This window comes from Haemophilus sp. SZY H56, assembly GCF_054332415.1.
The window spans coordinates 14,270-29,728 of the sequence record NZ_JBTGNX010000006.1; the positions used below are offsets into that span (position 1 = coordinate 14,270).

12 protein-coding genes are annotated in these 15,459 nt (G+C 41.8%); 6 read left to right on the forward strand and 6 right to left on the reverse strand.

All coding sequences use genetic code 11. The features are described 5' to 3' along the window. Positions 1–41 precede the first annotated feature (41 nt). From tgt to ACXVWP_RS05760, 4 genes are all read right to left on the reverse strand, one after another. Positions 42–1,190, reverse strand: coding sequence for a tRNA guanosine(34) transglycosylase Tgt (tgt, locus tag ACXVWP_RS05745; protein WP_297567350.1), 1,149 nt, complete (start codon positions 1,188–1,190; stop codon positions 42–44). 112 nt (positions 1,191–1,302) lie between these two features. Then, on the reverse strand, positions 1,303–2,394 hold the full coding sequence (gene queA, locus ACXVWP_RS05750) for a tRNA preQ1(34) S-adenosylmethionine ribosyltransferase-isomerase QueA (RefSeq protein WP_289901453.1): 1,092 nt from the start codon (positions 2,392–2,394) through the stop codon (positions 1,303–1,305). Positions 2,395–2,587: 193 nt separating this feature from the next. Beyond that, a complete protein-coding gene (gene trhP, locus ACXVWP_RS05755; protein ID WP_369866749.1) occupies positions 2,588–3,967 on the reverse strand; it encodes a prephenate-dependent tRNA uridine(34) hydroxylase TrhP in 1,380 nt (459 codons plus the stop codon). A 179-nt stretch (positions 3,968–4,146) separates the two neighbouring features. Continuing rightward, positions 4,147–5,463 carry an NCS2 family permease gene (locus ACXVWP_RS05760; protein ID WP_369866748.1) on the reverse strand — a complete coding sequence of 439 codons (1,317 nt, stop codon included), beginning with the start codon at positions 5,461–5,463 and terminating at the stop codon, positions 4,147–4,149. A 207-nt stretch (positions 5,464–5,670) separates the two neighbouring features. Between ACXVWP_RS05760 and ACXVWP_RS05765 the strand changes: the two genes are divergently transcribed. Continuing rightward, a complete protein-coding gene (locus ACXVWP_RS05765) occupies positions 5,671–6,201 on the forward strand; it encodes an inorganic diphosphatase (RefSeq protein WP_289901451.1) in 531 nt (176 codons plus the stop codon). Between the two features lie 112 nt (positions 6,202–6,313). On the opposite strand, the gene ACXVWP_RS05770 is transcribed toward ACXVWP_RS05765, so the two are convergent. Beyond that, the gene (locus ACXVWP_RS05770) at positions 6,314–6,721 is read right to left on the reverse strand and encodes a MerR family transcriptional regulator (RefSeq protein ID WP_007526955.1); all 408 of its coding nucleotides are present in this window, start codon (positions 6,719–6,721) and stop codon (positions 6,314–6,316) included. 121 nt (positions 6,722–6,842) lie between these two features. Between ACXVWP_RS05770 and ACXVWP_RS05775 the strand changes: the two genes are divergently transcribed. After that, positions 6,843–7,979: an S-(hydroxymethyl)glutathione dehydrogenase/class III alcohol dehydrogenase gene (locus ACXVWP_RS05775; protein WP_458472617.1), complete on the forward strand. Its 1,137-nt coding sequence runs from the start codon at positions 6,843–6,845 to the stop codon at positions 7,977–7,979. Between the two features lie 8 nt (positions 7,980–7,987). After that, on the forward strand, positions 7,988–8,815 hold the full coding sequence (gene fghA / locus ACXVWP_RS05780; protein WP_289901450.1) for an S-formylglutathione hydrolase: 828 nt from the start codon (positions 7,988–7,990) through the stop codon (positions 8,813–8,815). A 50-nt stretch (positions 8,816–8,865) separates the two neighbouring features. Here fghA and ACXVWP_RS05785 read toward each other — a convergent pair whose 3' ends face one another. After that, positions 8,866–12,099 (reverse strand): S8 family serine peptidase, encoded by a 3,234-nt coding sequence (locus ACXVWP_RS05785; RefSeq protein ID WP_128786965.1) that lies wholly within the window; start codon positions 12,097–12,099, stop codon positions 8,866–8,868. A 204-nt stretch (positions 12,100–12,303) separates the two neighbouring features. Between ACXVWP_RS05785 and galE the strand changes: the two genes are divergently transcribed. The 3 genes from galE (at position 12,304) to adk (ending at position 15,417) form a co-directional block, all read left to right on the forward strand. Beyond that, positions 12,304–13,320 carry a UDP-glucose 4-epimerase GalE gene (galE, locus tag ACXVWP_RS05790; protein WP_005700019.1) on the forward strand — a complete coding sequence of 339 codons (1,017 nt, stop codon included), beginning with the start codon at positions 12,304–12,306 and terminating at the stop codon, positions 13,318–13,320. A 79-nt stretch (positions 13,321–13,399) separates the two neighbouring features. Continuing rightward, complete coding sequence (locus ACXVWP_RS05795) at positions 13,400–14,674, forward strand: MFS transporter (RefSeq protein ID WP_289901449.1); 1,275 nt, start codon at positions 13,400–13,402, stop codon at positions 14,672–14,674. 98 nt (positions 14,675–14,772) lie between these two features. Beyond that, positions 14,773–15,417 (forward strand): adenylate kinase, encoded by a 645-nt coding sequence (gene adk, locus ACXVWP_RS05800; protein ID WP_005695482.1) that lies wholly within the window; start codon positions 14,773–14,775, stop codon positions 15,415–15,417. The last annotated feature ends 42 nt before the right edge of the window (positions 15,418–15,459 follow it).

A 15,459-nucleotide genomic window follows, 5' to 3' on the forward strand; every position in this document is an offset into this window, starting at 1 on the left:
CGGTCAAAAAACGCTTCATTTTTCTACCACACTTTCAGCAATTATGAGTTATCCGCTAATTGTAATGGGGGAACTGGTTTGCCCATGCGAGCATAGAATTCCACCACAAAATCATCAAAACGCTCGTCTTCAATAGCCTGACGAATTTCCGCCATTAAGCGTTGATAATAGCGTAAATTATGAATGGTATTTAAGCGAGCACCTAAAATTTCACCGCATTTATCTAAATGGTATAAATAGGCTTTGGTGTAGTTTTTACAGGTGTAGCAATCACATTCAGGATCCAATGGGCTGGTATCATCACGATATTTTGCATTACGGATTTTGACAATGCCGTCTGTCACGAATAAATGGCCGTTACGAGCGTTACGGGTTGGCATTACGCAGTCAAACATATCAATACCACGACGTACGCCTTCCACTAAATCTTCCGGTTTACCCACACCCATTAAATAACGCGGTTTATCAGCCGGGATTTGTGGGCAGATGTATTCTAAAATACGGTGCATGTCTTCTTTTGGTTCGCCTACCGCTAAACCGCCCACTGCATAACCGTCAAAGCCAATATTCACTAAGCCTTCTAATGAGACTTTGCGTAATTCTTCAAACACGCCACCTTGAATAATACCGAATAGGGCATTCTTATTGCCTAATTCATCAAAGCGATCACGGCTACGTTTTGCCCAACGAAGAGACATTTCCATGGATTTTTTCGCATAATCGAAAGTCGCTGGATAAGGCGTACATTCATCGAAAATCATCACGATGTCAGAACCTAAATCATATTGAATTTCCATGGATTTTTCAGGTGAAAGGAAAATGCGCTCACCGTTAATTGGGTTTTGGAATTTCACTCCTTCTTCGGTGATTTTACGTAATTTACCTAAACTAAATACTTGGAAGCCGCCACTATCCGTCAAAATCGGGCGATGCCATTGCATAAAATCGTGCAAATCACCGTGTTTACGCATCACTTCCTGTCCAGGACGAAGCCATAAATGGAAGGTATTACCAAGCAAAATTTCTGCACCCGTCGCACGCACTTCTTCCGGTGTCATGCCTTTTACCGTGCCATAGGTGCCCACTGGCATAAATGCAGGGGTTTCTACGCTGAACGTACCTTGTGGACGTTCAAACACCAAGCGACCACGACGTGCACTGCCGCTGGTTTTATCTAATTCATATTTCATTTTCTTTCCTCAACGAATAAACAGTTCGAAGGTTGTTATTCAATAAAAAAGCCTGTTAGTACAGGCTTCTGGACGAGTATTTTATGAGTTGGCTGAAAATAAGTCAAACCACTTATTCTAAGCCTTTCACATTGGGGTTTTTAGTGATGAACATCGCATCGCCATAACTGAAAAAATGATAGCGATTTTCGACCGCACTTTTATAGGCATTCATGGTGTGGCTAAAGCCTGCAAAGGCCGATACCAACATAATCAATGTGCTTTCCGGTAAGTGAAAGTTGGTAATCAACGCATCCACCACACGGAATGATTTGCCCGGGTAAATAAAAATAGACGTATCAGAAAAATAAGGTTCAATTAAATCTGGATTGCCATTTTCTTCTGCCGATAGGGCAGCGGTTTCAACAGAACGCACTGATGTTGTACCCACTGCAATGACACGTTTACCCGCTTTTTTCGTTTCAATAATGGCATTGCAGACTTCTTGAGAAAGTTCCACATATTCTGCGTGCATGATGTGATCTTCAATATTTTCAACACGTACGGGTTGGAATGTACCTGCGCCCACGTGCAAAGTCACAAATTCAAAATTGACGCCTTTTTCGTGTAATTTTTGTAAAAGCTCATCATCAAAATGCAAGCCTGCTGTTGGTGCCGCCACTGCACCAGGCACTTTGTTATATACGGTTTGATAGCATTCTTGATCCGCTTCTTCATCTGGGCGATCAATATAAGGCGGTAACGGCATATGACCGATTTCTTGCAACACATCAAGTACATTGCGACTTTTATCCGCTAATTCCACTTCAAAAAGGGCATCTTGACGACCGACCATAATCGCTTTTACGCCATTATTTTCACCGAGCTTATCTTCGCCTAAAAATAATTCTGCACCTTCTTTCGGGGCTTTTGATGAGCGAATATGCGCTAAGAAATGATGTACACTTAAAACACGTTCCACCAACACTTCAATTTTTCCGCCACTGGCTTTACGACCAAACATACGAGCTGGGATTACACGCGTATTGTTAAAAATCAACAGATCACCTTCATCGATTAAATCTAATACATCGGTAAAAGTGCGGTGAGAAATTTCCCCGTTTTCGCCATTGAGTTGTAGCAAACGGCAAGAAGAGCGATCTTCTTTAGGGTAACGAGCAATCAGCTCATCAGGTAAGTCAAAATGAAAGTCAGAAACACGCATAATTGTAAATAATGAAAGCTAAAAATGGGGCATAGTCTAGAGCTATTCGGAGGAAAGAACAAGAAAAAAAGCCCTTTCAAAAAGGTGAAAGGGCAAAATATTTGGAGTCATACTATGAGTTGTTGAATTAACAAATCAGGTATGGGATGTATTATAGTACATTCTTTAACAAGTGCAACAATTTTTTAACAAATTAATTATGTGGATTACGCGTGTTGGTGTTGACCAAGTTACGCATCAACAATGCATAATCAAGTTGGACGTCTTGTGGCACATCTAAAAAGACAAAATGGCCATCGCCAAGTGCGGCTTCCACATGTTCGTTTTTGCGATTGAGCATTTTTTCAATTTTAAAAACGATGTTGCCTTGTGGGGTCATCATTTCCACTTCATCACCAAGCAAGAATTTATTTTTCACCGCCACTTCAGCCATGCCTTGCTCATTGCGTTTACCGGTAAATTCACCGACAAATTGTTGGCGTTCAGAAATAGAGTAGCCATATTCGTAATTTTGGTATTCATCGTGCGTATGGCGACGTAAGAAACCTTCGGTATAACCACGATGAGCAAGGGATTCCAACATATCCATTAAGCTTTCATCAAATGGTTTGCCCGCAGCCGCGTCATCAATGGCTTTGCGATAAACTTGTGCGGTTCTTGCGCAGTAATAGAATGATTTAGTACGGCCTTCGATTTTTAAAGAATGCACACCAAGAGCGGTCAATTTTTCTACATGTTGTACTGCACGCAGGTCTTTTGAGTTCATAAAGTAAGTGCCGTGCTCATCTTCAAACGCCGTCATTTGCTCATCAGGCTTTTGTGATTCGGTGTAAAGGAAGACTTTATCCGTTACTGCACCTTCGCCCAAGGTTGGCGCCACATTTTTCACTTCGATTTGTTGAGCAGGGTCGATTTTTGGCACAATGTTGCCCACTTCATCCGTAGTGCCTTCTTCCATTTTGTATTCCCAACGGCAAGCATTGGTGCAAGTACCTTGGTTTGGGTCGCGTTTGTTGATATAGCCAGAAAGCAAGCAACGGCCAGAATACGCCATGCATAACGCACCGTGTACGAAAATTTCGAGTTCGATATCTGGCACGTGTTGGCGAATTTCTGCGATCTCTTCAATGGATAATTCGCGCGATAAAATCACACGAGTTAACCCCATTTGTTCCCAGAATTTTACCGTTGCCCAGTTTACCGCATTCGCTTGTACAGAAAGGTGAATATCAATATCCAGGAAGTTTTCACGCACCAACATAATTAAGCCTGGGTCAGACATAATTAAGGCATCTGGGCCCATGTCGATGACAGGTTGTAAATCTTTGATAAAGGTTTTAAGTTTGGAGTTATGCGGTGCAATGTTTACGACCACATAGAATTTTTTGCCAAGCGCATGGGCTTCATCGATCCCGATTTTTAAATTGGCGTGATTAAATTCATTGTTGCGTACACGTAAACTGTAACGTGGTTGGCCTGCATAAACGGCATCTGCGCCATAAGCAAAGGCGTAGCGCATATTTTTGAGGGATCCCGCAGGGGAGAGTAATTCAGGTTTAAATGGGGTTGTCATAATGTTCTCTTGTCTGATTTCAGGTCAGTAGCTTGCTTTTGGCAAGCCGTATTAAAGGCCTGTATTTTAGGCGGATTTAGGGATTTGTAAAGTAAAAGTGCGGTTGGTTTTTCGATTGTTTTTTAAGGCTAGAAATAAAAAAGGCGAACCATTCGTTCGCCTTATCAAGATACATTTAATTAAATCGCCCAGCCGCCAGCATAGAATGCGACAAGTACAATGGCGATGATAATCGTGCCGATGTTGAGTTTTTTCACATCACCACTCACGATACGACCAATCACTAATGCCGCAAAGCCAAGCATGATACCGGTTACGATGTTTGCGGTGAGTACGATGAATACCGCACAAACTAAGCCGCTCATTGCGCCGACGAAATCATCAAAGTCTAATTTGCTCACATTGCTTAGCATTAATAAGCCCACATACATTAACGCCGGTGCAGTTGCATAACCAGGCACTAAGAATGCAAGTGGTTGGAAGAATAACATTAATAAGAACAATACACCGACGACGATAGCGGTGATACCCGTTTTACCGCCTGCGGCTGTACCTGCTGCTGATTCGATATAAACGGCTGCTGGCGCAGTACCGAATAAACCTGAGAATAAGCTACTTACAGAGTCAGAGGTTAAGGCTTTGCCACCGTTGATGATTTGTCCGTCTTTATCTAATAAGTCAGCTTGACCTGCAACGGCACGAATAGTACCAGTTGCATCAAATACGGCAGTCATCACTAAAGCAAAAACAATTGGTAAAATGGCTGGTTGTAATGCACCTTGCAAATCTAATTGTAAGAAAAGTGAGTTTTCACCAAAGGTTGGCATTTTGAAGATCTGTCCATTGAATGTTACGTTTGAATCGAAGATTAAACCTACGATAGTAATGGCAATGATGACCCATAAAATCCCGCCTTTCACTTTCATTTTTTCTAAGCCGATAATGAATGCAAGGCCGATTAAGGACATCATCACAGGGAACGAGGTGAAATCACCTAATTTAACCGGTAAACCCGCTTGGTTGCTGACCACTAAGCCTACGCCGTTTGCGGCGATTAAAAGTAAGAATAAGCCGATCCCGATCCCTGCACCGTGCGCGATACTTGATGGCAGGTTACGTAAAATCCATGAACGAATACCTGTTGCCGAAATTAAGGTGAACACCAAACCCATGAGGAATACGGCACCTAATGCCACAGGAATAGAAACATGTTGACCAATCACTAAGCTAAATGCGGTGAAAGCGGTTAATGAAATAGCACAGCCGATCGCCATTGGCGCATTTGCCCAAAAGCCAATTAAAATCGAACCAAGACCCGCCACTAAACAGGTTGCGATAAACACGGATTCAGCGGGAAAGCCTGCATCACCAAGCATTTTAGGCACAACAATTACGGAATACACCATGGCTAAGAAGGTGGTTAAACCCGCAATGATTTCTTGACGAACCGTTGAACCGCGTTTGTTGAGTTCAAAGGTTTTTTCTAAACTTGACATAAAGTCCCCTACCCTAGGTTAATAATCAAAAAAAAGGACGTGCTATTTTATAGTAAATCACTCAAAAGTAAACGTTTGCGCAATCGTTTTTTTGCTAGGCTGGCGGGAAAGTGCGGTCAGTTTTGAGGATGTTTTTCACATATTTTTTTATCGGCTAAAAACTGCTATACTCTGAGAGTTTTTAACGTAATCAAAAAAGGAAAAACAATGGCTGATTTTAATCAAATTTTAACGCCAGGCGATGTAGATGCCGGCATTATCAATGTGGTAAATGAAATTCCAGAAGGTAGCTGCCACAAAATCGAATGGAACCGTAAAGTTGCAGCGTTCCAATTAGACCGTGTTGAGCCAGCGATCTTCGCAAAACCAACTAACTATGGTTTCATTCCACAAACTTTAGACGAAGATGGCGATGAGTTAGACGTTTTATTATTAACGCGCCAACCACTTGCAACAGGTGTATTCCTTGAAGCAAAAGTTATCGGTGTGATGAAATTCGTTGATGATGGCGAAGTGGACGATAAAATCGTTTGTGTGCCAGCAGATGATCGCGATACCGGCAATGCATACAACAGCCTTGCAGATGTGCCAGCGCAATTAATCAAACAAATTGAATTCCACTTCAATAACTACAAAGCATTGAAAAAAACAGGTTTAACAAAAGTGACTCACTGGGGCGATGTAGAAGAAGCGAAAGAAGTGATTCGTGAATCAATCAAACGTTGGAATGAGCGTTAATTTTTCATGTTAATGAATTGAAAAGGCATCAGATTGATGCCTTTTTATTTATCTATGGGCAAAAGTGCGGTCAATTTTGACTTAACCCAAAAAGTTGGACCAAGCTCTTAACTTAGGTCGTTTCAGGAATCTGTGGCAAATTCACGGCTTCCACTGAGCCTAACGCTTTGGCTTTTTGATAAAATGCTAACTTATATTCCAGTAGGTTTAAATAGCGTTTTAATTCAGCAATTTGGCATTTCACATTTTCCGTTTGGCTTTCAAATAATGCAAGGCGTTCGTCAATGGTATCGTCGCCAATGGTGGTACATTCAGCGAAGCGTTTGATGTCTTTTAAGCTCATTCCTGTATTTTTCAAGCATTGTAATAAACTCAACCATTGCAAATCGTTATCAGTAAAACGGCGATTGCCGTGTTCATCGCGCCCAACGTTAGGCAATAAGCCTTCTTTGTCATAAAAACGTAAAGTGTGGGCGGAGATACCGATTTTTTCGGCAGCTTTAGCGGTGGTGTAAGTCATTTCCCTTCCTTCCAAATAAAAAGTTGCAAAAAACGCTTGCCTTAGAGTGAACTCTAAAGTGTAAACTGTTGCTATCTTGCTTAGGCAAGGCAACTTTGTCAATGAATTAAGAGGAAAAACAATGGAAATTAAACAAATCAACTCAACGATCAAATCTCGTGCGGCGGTAGCATTCGCCCCAAATCAACCCTTACAAATTGTAGAAATCGACGTAGAAATGCCACGCAAAGGCGAAGTGTTAATCCGTAATACTCACACAGGCGTTTGCCATACTGATGCATTTACGTTATCAGGGAGCGATCCTGAAGGCGTATTCCCTGTAGTGCTTGGACATGAAGGTGCAGGTGTGGTCGTTGCAGTGGGCGAAGGTGTATTAAGCGTAAAACCAGGTGATCACGTCATTCCGCTTTATACCGCAGAATGTGGTGAATGTGAGTTTTGTCGTTCTGGTAAAACCAACTTATGCGTCTCAGTGCGTGATACGCAAGGTAAAGGCTTAATGCCAGATGGAACAACGCGTTTTTCTTATCAAGGTCAGCCGATCTATCACTATATGGGCTGTTCGACCTTTAGTGAATATTCTGTTGTTGCAGAAGTGTCACTGGCGAAAATTAACCCAGAAGCAAATCATGAACAAGTATGTTTACTTGGTTGCGGCGTTACCACAGGTATTGGTGCGGTGCATAACACAGCAAAAGTGCAAGAAGGCGACTCTGTTGCGGTGTTTGGCTTGGGAGCGATTGGTTTAGCGGTGGTACAAGGTGCACGTCAAGCTAAAGCGGGTCGTATTATTGCTATTGATACCAATCCTGCAAAATTCGAGTTGGCAAAACAGTTTGGTGCAACGGATTGTTTAAATCCGAATGATTACGATAAACCTATCAAAGATGTGTTGTTAGACATCAACAAATGGGGCATTGACCATACCTTTGAATGTATCGGCAACGTAAACGTAATGCGTCAAGCATTAGAAAGTGCACACCGTGGTTGGGGACAATCCATTATCATCGGCGTAGCAGGTGCAGGCCAAGAAATTTCAACGCGCCCGTTCCAGTTGGTCACAGGCCGTGTTTGGAAAGGTTCAGCATTTGGTGGCGTGAAAGGTCGCTCTGAACTGCCGAAAATGGTGGAAGATTCAATGAAAGGTGACATCCAGTTAGAACCGTTTGTGACTCACACAATGACACTCGATCAAATCAATGAAGCCTTTGAGTTAATGCACGAAGGTAAATCGATCCGCACGGTTATTCATTACTAAGGTACGCAATGAAACTGATTGAACAACATCAAATTTTTGGCGGTTTGCAACAAGTTTGGGCACATGATGCCCAAACGCTTCAATGCGAAATGAAATTTGCTGTCTATTTGCCAAATAATCCGGAAAATCGACCGCTTGGTGTGATTTATTGGCTTTCTGGCTTAACTTGTACTGAACAAAATTTCATTACCAAATCAGGCTTTCAGCGTTATGCAGCAGAACATCAAGTGATTGTGGTTGCCCCTGATACTAGTCCTCGTGGAGAGCAAGTGCCGAACGATGCGGCTTACGATTTAGGGCAAGGTGCGGGCTTTTATCTTAATGCGACCGAGCAGCCTTGGGCGACGAATTATCAGATGTATGATTATATCTTGAATGAATTGCCTACTTTAATTGAAGCAAATTTCCCTACCAACGGCAAACGTTCCATTATGGGACATTCAATGGGCGGGCACGGTGCATTGGTATTGGCACTACGAAACCAAGAACGTTATCAAAGTGTTTCTGCTTTTTCGCCTATTTTATCGCCAAGCCTAGTGCCTTGGGGAGAAAAAGCCTTTACTGCTTATTTAGGGGAAGATCGTGAGAAATGGCAGCAATATGATGCCAGCTCGCTCATTCAACAAGGCTATAAAGTGCAAGGTATGCGTATTGATCAGGGCTTAGAAGATGAATTTTTGCCAACACAATTACGCACCGAAGATTTTATCGAAACCTGTCGTGCGGCAAATCAACCGCTCGATGTGCGTTTCCACAAAGGCTACGATCATAGCTATTACTTCATCGCCAGTTTTATTGGTGAGCATATTGCCTATCATGCGGCATTTTTGAAGTAACCAAAAAAATGCGGTCAAAATTGACCGCACTTTTGTCTTATTGAATATCGTTAAAACGAGAAACGTAATTCCGCATTCACATTATTCACTTTGGTATCGTGGTGGTAAGCACCTTGATAACCAACTTTTACGCTAAATGCCGGCGTGAATTGCGCTTGCAATGCGACACCTGTCGTGACGATATTTTTCAATTCTTTACCATAAAGATTTGCGACACCTTGATTATTGATCACCAAGCTGCCTTCAGCGGCTTTATCTTTATGGAAACGATGATAAGTCACATCACCTAATAGATTTAATTGAACGCTACCAACTGCAAATGGAATGGATGGACGTAAACCTACAGAGGTGACGATTAAATCACGATTGTTGTCTTTTAACTGCACTTCGCCTTTTGTCACACCTTTATTTTTGATGTGCATATAACTTACGCTAGCATAAGGTTCAATCGCAAAATGTTTGCCTTTTAAGCCAGTGTAGGCAAGCTCAGCAAAGACATTTTGTGTTTGGCTATGAGTTTTCACACCTTGCGCAAATTCTGCACGTTGTTCGTGTTTACCCCAACTTTGAATAAAGCCAATTTTCGGTGTTAATACGTTGAAACGATGTTCAGCTGTTAAGCCTAAATGTACGGCACGATCTTTCGAAGTGCGGTCAATTTTGTGGCTATTTTGTGTTGAGCCGACAAATACACCTAAATGTTTGTCTGTATCAATGGTTGCATCAATACCCACAAGTTGATTGTACGCATGGCTGCTTAAACTATCCGTGCTAAAGTGGGTGAAGGTGCCACTTGTCCAAATTTGTGTACCTGAATTAAGTTGAGCTCTTACTGCGCCCAGTTGGGCAAGTTGCTGACGAAGCAATAAGCCATTTAACACATTGTGTTGTTCGGCAGCGAGATCTTCATCATAGCTTAAACGAGCAAAGGCTTGGCGAGCGTTCTCTTTTGTTCCCCAAATGAGACTTTGATACGCTGCACTGTTTGTTGCTGCATCTAAGGCATTGGCGATAGCCACTTCATTTTCAGTGGTTGCTGCCGATGAAAGGGCTTTTTTCTGAACGGTCACTTTCAGCGTATATGCATTACTTTCATTTTTAACCGCAAAGAAATCATAAGTGTGAGGTGTTTCAACTATCGTATTTTCAGCTCCCACAAATGACCCGGTACCTTGAACTGATACCGCTTTTTGTGGGTCTTGTTGTAATTGAGGCAGAATTTCTTCATCAAATTTATTTGGCACTAAAACAGAACCGTCTGCAAAGGTGGCATTGACGTTAGCAATACCATTATTCAGTAAGAGACGACCACCTTTTTCTACCGTTGCAGTGACCGTTCTCGCCGTGCTGGTTAAGGTTTCGGTGGCAAATCCATTCTCACTTGGTTTAGTGATTTCTGCTTTCGGTAATACTTCCAATGTTGCACCTTGTTTTACGATAACTTGTTGTGCCGAACCAAGGGATTGATTTAACCCTGAAAGCTGACCTTCATTTACAGTAATTGCACCTGTGAAACTGTTATCACCCGTGAGGGTTAAGGTGCCAGAACCATTTTTAGTTAAAGCACCGATATAACCTTGTGCGGCACGTTCATTACGAGCGGCTTCACGCGCTAAGCCTACTTGATATTCTGCTTTTTCTTCAGCTGTCGCGCCTGCACGATTTTGCATTAATGCTTGTAATTCAGCTTTGCGCGTTGTCCAAGTTGCCACTTCAGCTTGATCTTCGACTTGACGTGCTTTGATGGCTTTATCGCTAATATCATTTGACCAAACATCATTTTGATTGAGGTTAATTTTCACGTTTCCTAAGAATTGACCTGGGCCAAACATGGCTTTGCCAAGATCTAAAATCCCCCAACCCCAAACGTTACTCGGTACACCTTGTTCAGTTTCCCAACGTTCTAACGGTTTACCTTCAAACCCTTTACGAAGCGTGGTTTGTCTTGCTGTGGTTAGCATGACATCACGCGCTTGATCGGTTGTCATGTATGGATAGCGAGAAAGAATGACACCTAACGCGCCACTTACATGAGGTGCAGCCATTGAAGTACCACCAGCCGATTTGTAGATAGGCTTACCATAAGTATTGTTGTCTTGTAATTGAATGTAGGAGGAATAGATGTTGGCAGATGGCGCCGCAATCGTCCACCATTTTGAATGGCCGGCGAGGTTAAATTCTTGAATATCTGCGCCTGCTTTTTCATCACTTACATCGTCATTTGAGTCATTTGGATAGCCTTCACCACCGACTTGACCGGTGACGTTTACCCAGTATTTTTCTGCATCAGGTCTGAAATAAGGCAACATCGCACGCGTAAAGGACTCCGCCATCATACTGCGGTTACCCGCGGTAAAGACTTGAATTACTTGTTTATTTTTTGCCACTTCATAAGCCGCATCAACAAAGTTTTTCTCACCACTCGTGACAAATTGATAATAAGCTTTTTCAGCCTCGACTAAGTTACTTAAATAAATATGTGCCGCAGGACTGGAAATTGGCTCAGGTGCTTTTGGTACATCATAATATTGCACGCCATATTCAGGCACATCACGCCAATCATATTTTGGTTTGTAGCCTTGTGCACCAGCAAAGGATGAATTAACACGACGGTTTGAACCCCAACTGTTATTAATTACTTTGGCACCGGCATCTGCTAGGGCAGAGTAGCCCTGTAAGAAGAAACTATAGTCTTGGTTTGGGCCATAGGTCATGTTGTCGTTACCACCAGTATTAGCAGAATAGAGGTTAGCACCGAATGCTACACCATGCATTTCATTGCCGTCGCGGCTTGCCGCCATTGTCCCGCCAACGTGCGTACCGTGCGCATCATTGGTATATTTATGCCATGCCCCGTCAATATTGAAGGCTTCACCTTTAGTGAAGATGCTATTATCTGTTTTATCGAAATTGCGTTTGCCGTTTTTTACTGGTTCATTTTTATTAATTGGACCATTTCCCACCGATGCATCGGGATAACGCATGCCATCTTTACTATAAGTCCCTTCCGTTTTTACAACGTGGATTCGACCATCTTGAAATTCTGGGTGGTTTAATAGCACGCCTGAATCCATCACGCCGATTTTTATGCCTGAACCATTAAAGCCAAGGGCGTAAGCCGTGGAAGCATTCATTGAGGTCAAGCCCCAGTCTTTAAGGTATTCGGTGCTTTCCCAGCTTTTGGTATTACCAGCTTGCCCCTGTTCAGAATAAGCGGCTGCATTGGCGGCATACCAACCAACAAGTAGTGCGAGTGCGGTTTTTTGAAGTGTTTGAGGTTTCATGTTGTCTTCCTTTATCTTTTCGATTTTCGCAGGCTATTATTCGTCTCATCGAGAGGTGCTTCAATGACCCAAATCAAATTCTTATAGAAAAATGTTTATTCTGTGACAACGATCACACCAAAGTGCGGTCAAAAAAGGGGATAAATTTATGTATCGTAGAAATCAATGTTATAATTCACGAACAAAATGATTAAGGAGCAACCCATGGCGATTTTAGTAACGGGTGGAGCGGGTTATATCGGCTCACATACCGTAGTGGAATTATTAAATGCAAATAAAGAAGTGGTGGTATTGGATAATTTATGCAATTCCTCCCCAAAATCTTTAGAACGAGTTAAAGAAATTACCGGTAAAGACGTGAAATTTTATGAAGGCGATATTTTAGATCGTGCTTTATTACAAAAAATCTTTGCTGAAAACAGTATTCAATCGGTCATCCATTTTGCGGGTTTAAAAGCTGTGGGTGAAAGTGTTCAAAAACCAGCTGAATACTATATGAATAACGTATCAGGCACGATTGTTTTGATTCAAGAAATGAAAAAAGCAGGCGTGTGGAACTTTGTATTTAGTTCATCTGCAACGGTTTATGGTGATCCAGAAATTATTCCAATTACAGAAGACTGCAAAGTAGGCGGTACAACCAACCCTTACGGTACATCTAAATACATGGTGGAACAAATTTTGACCGATGTTGCGAAAGCTGAACCGCAATTTAGTATGACGATCTTACGTTATTTCAACCCAGTGGGTGCTCACGCAAGTGGCTTGATTGGTGAAGATCCAAACGGCATTCCAAATAATCTATTACCTTACATTAGCCAAGTTGCCATTGGTAAATTACCGCAACTTTCGGTGTTTGGTAGCGATTATGATACTCATGACGGCACAGGTGTACGTGATTATATCCATGTGGTGGATTTAGCCATCGGTCACTTAAAAGCATTAAATCGCCATGAAAATGACGCAGGTTTACACATTTATAACTTAGGTACAGGTACGGGTTATTCTGTGCTTGATATGGTGAAAGCGTTTGAACAAGCGAACAATATTGAAATCCCGTATCGTCTTGTCGCACGTCGTCCTGGTGATATTGCAACATGTTATTCTGATCCAAGTCTTGCAGCAAAAGAGTTAAATTGGACAGCTGAACGTGGTCTTGAGCAAATGATGAAAGACACTTGGAATTGGCAAAAAAATAATCCGAAAGGATACAGAGATTAATCTCACTCTTGTTGGGTGGAGTACATTCCGCCCTTACTATTTTAATCAGATAAAACACGCTCAAAAATAACCGCACTTTATGTCAGAACAATCCCTTTCTAGTCAAATATTTACCCGCAAAATGCTGATCTGTGTCTTCACTGGATTTAGTTCGGGCTTACCACTTTTCGTGTTATTGCAAATGTTGCCAGTGTGGCTGACAGATAAAGGGCTTTCTGTTGAATTAATCGGTGCCTTGACAGGAGTGATGGTGCCATATGGTTTGAAATTTTTATGGGCACCATTATTAGACCGCTATTTCCCGCATTTTTTAGGGCGTCGTCGTAGTTGGTTATTGATTTCTCAAGTTGTTTTGCTGATTTCCCTTTATGCGATTAGTCAGTTTGATCCCCTGACAGAGTTAAGTGCAGTGGCTAAAATTGCCACATTTATTGCCTTTTTCTCAGCAACACAAGATATTGTACTCGATGCTTACCGTCGTGAAATTTTGACCGATAATGAATTAGGATTGGGGAACACCATCCATATTAATGCTTATCGTGTTGCAGGTTTAATTCCTGGGGGGCTGTCGCTTTATTTAGCGACGATTTATCCGTGGGAAATCGTCTTTTTATTGACCGCACTTTGTATGCTAGCAGGCATATTTATGACACTCTTTTTAGCGAAAGAACCAAATATTGCACAGGTCGATCGTGATCAACCTTTCTATAGGGTGTTTTGGATACCCTTGAAAGAGTTCTTCCAACGTAAAGGCGTCGCCCAAGCCATCGGTTTTTTACTCTTTTTGTTCTTGTATAAATTTGGCGATTCGTTTGCTACCACGTTACAAACCAAATTTATTTATGATATGGGCTTTGAGAAAGAACATATTGCGTTGGTGGTAAAAAGCACTTCACTTTGGGCAAGTATCTCAGCCGGTCTCGTGGGTGGCGTGATCATGTTGCGTTTAGGGATTAATCGCGCATTATGGGTATTTGGTTTTATTCAATTAATCACTATTGGTGGATTTATTTGGTTAGCTGCATTTGGGCATTTTGACCATATCGGCGCTGCAGAACTTTGGAAATTAGGTTTCGTGATTGCCGGTGAATATATTGGTGTTGGTCTCGGTACTGCTGCCTTTGTCGCCTTTATGGCTCGCGAAACGAATCCGCTTTATACAGCCACTCAATTAGCCTTATTTACCAGCCTTTCCGCTTTACCAAGTAAAGGACTTGGTATGTTATCTGGTTACTTGGTTAAAGCAGTGGGCTACTATCATTTTTTCTGGATTTGTTTATTTCTCGCTATCCCAGGAATGATTTGTTTATTCTGGGTGGCGCCATGGAATGAAAAAGGAAATGAAAAAGCTTAAAATAAAATAAAGTGCGGTCAAAATTAACAGCAAAATCATTTGACCAAACAAGGCTTTAACGGTATTTTAAACAGGTCTATTATTTATTGGAGATTCGTATGAAAATTATTCTTTTAGGTGCACCTGGTGCAGGAAAAGGCACACAAGCGCAATTTATTATGAACAAGTTTGGTATCCCACAAATTTCAACAGGGGATATGTTCCGTGCAGCGATTAAAGCAGGGACTGAATTAGGCAAACAAGCAAAAGCATTAATGGATGAAGGGAAATTAGTACCGGATGAATTAACCGTGGCGTTAGTAAAAGATCGTATTTCTCAACCAGATTGTGCAAATGGTTTCTTATTAGATGGTTTCCCACGTACGATTCCACAAGCGGATGCATTAAAAGATTCTGGCGTGAAAATTGATTACGTTTTAGAGTTTGATGTACCGGATGAAGTGATCGTTGAACGTATGAGTGGTCGTCGTGTACACCAAGCATCGGGTCGTTCTTACCACATCGTTTACAACCCACCAAAAGTGGAAGGTAAAGATGATGTAACGGGTGAAGATTTAATTATCCGTGCAGATGATAAACCAGAAACTGTATTAGATCGTTTAGCGGTTTACCACAAACAAACCAGCCCATTAATTGATTATTACCAAGCTGAAGCAAAAGCAGGTAATACGCAATATTTCCGTTTAGATGGTACTCAAAAAGTGGAAGCTGTAAGCCAAGAATTAGATAAAATCTTAGGCTAAAATAGACAGGAAACTGACCGCACTTTGAAGAGAAAAGTGCGG